Raw genomic sequence first — 5030 nt, forward strand, 5'->3', positions numbered from 1 at the left:
ACATATATGCGTAATATATGTATTTTTTATTGAGAAAGCGAGATAGTTTGTTATAAAAATACATATTCGTATGATTTTAAAAAAATAACTTGTTTAATATTTCACAATGATAATGTGGATACTTTCACAAAGATGAAAGTGCAGAGCATTTATTATGTACTTGTAAGACATCAAACATATTTAAAAGGAGGTACAACAAATGAAACATCCGATACATGTTACTTCAGAAATTGGGGAATTACAAACGGTTTTATTAAAACGACCGGGTAAAGAAGTGGAAAACTTGACGCCAGATTATTTGCAGCAATTATTATTTGACGATATTCCATACTTACCAATTATTCAAAAAGAGCATGATTATTTTGCACAAACGTTACGCAATCGGGGTGTTGAAGTTCTTTATTTAGAAAAACTAGCCGCTGAGGCGTTAGTAGATAAAAAACTTCGAGAAGAATTTGTTGATCGTATTTTAAAAGAAGGACAGGCCGACGTAAATGTTGCACATCAAACTTTAAAAGAATATTTACTTTCCTTTTCAAATGAAGAATTAATTCAAAAAATTATGGGCGGTGTACGGAAAAACGAAATTGAAACAAGTAAGAAGACACATTTATATGAATTAATGGAAGATCACTATCCGTTTTACTTAGATCCAATGCCTAATTTATATTTTACTCGTGATCCAGCAGCTAGCGTGGGCGATGGCTTAACGATAAATAAGATGAGAGAACCAGCGCGTAGACGTGAATCATTATTCATGGAGTACATCATTAAATATCATCCAAGATTTGCAAAACATAATGTACCAATCTGGTTAGATCGTGATTATAAATTTCCAATTGAAGGTGGCGACGAGCTAATTTTAAATGAAGAAACAATTGCGATTGGAGTATCTGCTCGTACTTCAGCTAAAGCAATTGAACGTTTAGCTAAAAATCTCTTTAGCCGACAAAATAAAATTAAGAAAGTGTTAGCAATAGAAATTCCAAAATGTCGAGCATTTATGCATTTAGATACAGTATTTACAATGGTTGATTATGACAAGTTTACAATTCACCCAGCCATTCAAGGGCCAAAAGGGAATATGAATATTTATATTTTAGAAAAAGGATCAGATGAGGAAACTCTTAAAATTACACATCGTACTTCTTTAATGGAAGCATTAAAAGAGGTATTAGGCTTAAGTGAATTAGTTCTTATTCCATGTGGAGGAGGAGATGTAATTGCTTCTGCTCGTGAACAATGGAATGATGGCTCGAACACATTAGCAATCGCGCCAGGTGTAGTTGTTACATATGATCGCAACTATGTATCTAATACGTTATTACGGGAACACGGTATAGAAGTGATTGAGGTGCTAAGTTCGGAATTATCTCGTGGTCGTGGGGGTCCACGTTGCATGAGTATGCCAATTGTTCGTAAAGATATTTAGTATAAATAACGGAGAAAGTAGGGATGAATTATGTTAATGACTAGACCAAATTTAAAAGGAAGAAGCTTTCTAGCAGAAAAAGATTTTACACAAGAAGAATTATTATATTTTCTAGATTTGGCAGCAGAATTAAAAGAGAAAAAGAAAAATGGTATTCCGCATCATTATTTAGAAGGTAAAAATGTAGCGCTCTTATTTGAAAAAACTTCTACTCGTACACGTTGTGCATTTACAGTAGCATGTACAGATTTAGGAGCAAATCCTGAATATTTAGGGAAAGGTGATATTCAACTTGGGAAAAAAGAATCTGTAGAGGATACAGCAAAAGTGTTAGGGCGTATGTTTGACGGAATTGAGTTTCGTGGATTTAATCATGAAACCGTAGAATCTTTAGCACAAAATTCTGGTGTGCCGGTTTGGAATGGATTAACAGATATGTGGCATCCAACACAAACACTAGCAGATTTATTAACAATTAGAGAACATATAGGGAAATTGAAAAATGTGAAGCTCGTTTACGTTGGCGATGGACGAAATAATGTTGCTAATAGCTTACTAGTTGGTGGAGCAATCGTTGGAATGGATGTACGTATTTGTACACCGGAATCTTTATGGCCTGCACAAGAAGTAATTGATTTAGCAAAAAAATATAATGAACAGGTAATGATAACAAGTAATGTGGAAGAAGCTGTTGCGAATGCGGATGTAATTTATACAGATGTATGGGTGTCTATGGGGGAAGAAGAAAAATTTGCTGAACGTGTCGAGTTATTGAAACCTTATCAAGTAAATATGAAAATGATTAAAGCAACAGGGAATGAAAACGTGATTTTCTTACATTGTTTACCTGCATTTCATGATGTTGAAACGATGTATGGCGAAGAAGTTTATGAGAAATATGGGTTGAAAGAAATGGAGGTAACTGACGAAGTATTCCGCAGTAAACATTCAAAAGTATTTGATCAAGCTGAAAATAGAATGCATACAATTAAAGCGGTTATGGCAGCTACTTTAGGAAATATGGAGTAAAGAAGAAAGGGAGTCTTCCTTTCTTCTTTCTCCTCCTTTAGACACGATCATTCACTATTGCTTTTGTATTGTTATTGCAATTTAAGAGAGGTGAGTGGAATGGGTGAAGATAAGAAATTAGGGTTGTTTACACTAACGGCTCTTGTAGTTGGGTCTATGATTGGCGGTGGAGCCTTTAATTTAGCGAGTGATATGGCAAAAGGTGCTGGTGCTGGAGCCATTATTATTGGCTGGGTTATAACAGGAATTGGGATGATTGCACTTGGATTATCTTTTCAAAATCTAACTGTAAAACGGCCAGATTTAGATGGTGGTATTTTTAGCTATGCAAAAGCAGGGTTTGGTAATTTTATGGGGTTTAATAGTGCGTGGGGATACTGGCTATCTGCTTGGCTTGGAAATGTAGCTTACGGTACATTATTGTTTTCTTCATTAGGATATTTCTTCCCGATCTTTGAAGGCGGTCAAAATGTAGAATCCATTATTGGTGCAAGCGTATTATTATGGTGTGTTCACATGTTAATTTTACGTGGAGTTCAATCAGCAGCCCTTGTGAATTTAGTAACTACAATCGCAAAATTAGTACCTGTATTTGTATTTATTGTCATAGGAATCTTCGCGTTTCATATTGATACGTTCTTAGATGGATTTTGGGGGCAAGCTGGTTCTTTTTCATGGGGAGCAGTTGGCAGCCAAGTTAAAAGTACAATGCTTGTAACTTTATGGGTATTTATTGGGGTAGAAGGGGCTGTTGTTTTATCCAGTCGAGCAAAAAATAGAAGTGATGTAGGGAAAGCAACCGTTATTGGCTTAATTGGTACACTCATCATTTACATTTTAATCACATTATTGTCTCTTGGACTTATGCAGCAAGCAGATATTGCAGGTTTGAAAAATCCGGCTATGGCTTATTTATTTGAAAGTGTTGTTGGAAAATGGGGTGCTATCTTTATTAATTTAGGTTTGGTCATCTCTGTATTAGGTGCTTGGTTAGGTTGGACTTTGCTCGCTTCTGAAATTCCATATTTAGCGGCTAAAGATGGAGTATTTCCAAAATGGTTCGCAAAAGAAAATAAAAATAAGGCTCCAGTAAATTCATTATGGATAACAAATGGTTTAATACAAATGTTCTTGTTAACATTCGTCGTTTCTGATCAGGCGTATAACTTTGCATTCTCTTTAGCATCTTCAGCTATTTTAATCCCATATGCTTTTTCAGCGTTTTATCAACTGAAGCATAGCTTAAAGTCTGAAGAAGCAGATCGAAATAAAAATATAATAATTGGCTTGATAGCAAGTATTTATGGCGTGTGGCTAGTTTATGCAGCTGGTTTAGAGTATTTATTATTAACAATGACTTTATATGCGCCAGGTATTTTTATTTTTTACAATGTTCAAAAGCAAAAGAGTTCGAAGCAAATATTTACTCGAGTGGAATTAGCATCATCCGTAGCAATTGGTGCTTTAGCATTCTTTGCGATTTATGGATTAATTACAGGCAGTATTACTTTATAAAGCGCTGTGAAAGCGAAATCAACTGGAGGGCTGGAATATGGCACGAAGAAAAATTGTATTTGCACTAGGGGGAAATGCGATACAGTCTGGAGAAGCTACTGCGGGAGCGCAGCAAGAAGCGTTGGAAAAAACGGCAGAACAACTTGTGAAAATAATGGAAAATGATGTGGATATAGTAATTGCGCATGGAAATGGCCCACAAGTGGGGAATATTTTATTACAGCAAAAAGCTGCAGAAACGGAAAAGACACCTGCAATGCCATTAGATACTTGTGGGGCAATGAGCCAAGGAATGATTGGATATTGGATGGAAAATGCGATTGAAAAGGCATTGAAAAAACGGAATATAAAAAAAGACGTAGCAACGGTTATAACACGCGTTGTTGTGGATAAAAAAGATGAGGCATTTAAAAATCCAACTAAACCAATCGGTCCTTTTTATACAGAAGAAGAGGCCAGAAGATTAATGGATGAAACAAAAGCAGTGTTTAAAGAAGATGCTGGTAGAGGATGGAGACGTGTTGTTCCATCACCGAAGCCTGTAAGTATTCATGAACATAAAGTGATTAATTCTTTGGTCGAAGATGGAAATATAGTGATAGCTGTTGGCGGAGGTGGAATTCCAGTAATTGATTCCGAAGAAGGGCTAAAAGGAACTGAAGCGGTTATCGATAAAGATTTCGCTGCACAGAAATTAGCAGAATTAGTAGATGCCGATACGCTCGTTATTTTAACTGCAGTTGATCATGTGTATGTAAATTATAATCAACCGAATCAAAAAAAATTAGAGCATGTCACAGTGAATCAATTAGAAGAATATATTGAAGAACAACAATTCGCTGCGGGAAGCATGCTTCCGAAAATTGAAGCTGCTATTAATTTTGTTAATACAAATCCAAAAAGAAAAACAATTATTACGTCTTTAGAAAAAGTATATGAAGCACTAGAAGAAAAAGCTGGTACTATTATTTCAAAACAGAATGTATGCATGTATGTTTAAATTCTTATGTACGCTACTTAGTAGTAAAAAAGAATGGAGTTAGTAACTTCATTC

4 protein-coding genes are annotated in these 5030 nt (G+C 35.3%); all 4 read left to right on the forward strand.

What is annotated here, in order from left to right; genetic code table 11:
• Positions 1 to 199 precede the first annotated feature (199 nt).
• The 4 genes from arcA to arcC all read left to right on the forward strand — a co-directional run bounded on the left by arcA (position 200) and on the right by arcC (position 4976).
• The gene (arcA, locus tag ABWK52_RS24060; RefSeq protein WP_000682331.1) at positions 200 to 1432 is read left to right on the forward strand and encodes an arginine deiminase; all 1233 of its coding nucleotides are present in this window, start codon (positions 200 to 202) and stop codon (positions 1430 to 1432) included.
• A gap of 30 nt (positions 1433 to 1462) precedes the next feature.
• On the forward strand, positions 1463 to 2461 hold the full coding sequence (gene argF / locus ABWK52_RS24065) for an ornithine carbamoyltransferase (RefSeq protein ID WP_000930289.1): 999 nt from the start codon (positions 1463 to 1465) through the stop codon (positions 2459 to 2461).
• A 99-nt stretch (positions 2462 to 2560) separates the two neighbouring features.
• Positions 2561 to 3976 carry an arginine-ornithine antiporter gene (arcD, locus tag ABWK52_RS24070; protein WP_000503410.1) on the forward strand — a complete coding sequence of 472 codons (1416 nt, stop codon included), beginning with the start codon at positions 2561 to 2563 and terminating at the stop codon, positions 3974 to 3976.
• Between the two features lie 37 nt (positions 3977 to 4013).
• Entirely contained in the window at positions 4014 to 4976 is a 963-nt protein-coding gene (gene arcC, locus ABWK52_RS24075) for a carbamate kinase (protein WP_098542187.1), read from the forward strand.
• Positions 4977 to 5030: the final 54 nt, after the last annotated feature.

The organism is Bacillus sp. AP50 (assembly GCF_040492675.1).
Lineage (GTDB): Bacteria > Bacillota > Bacilli > Bacillales > Bacillaceae_G > Bacillus_A > Bacillus_A cereus.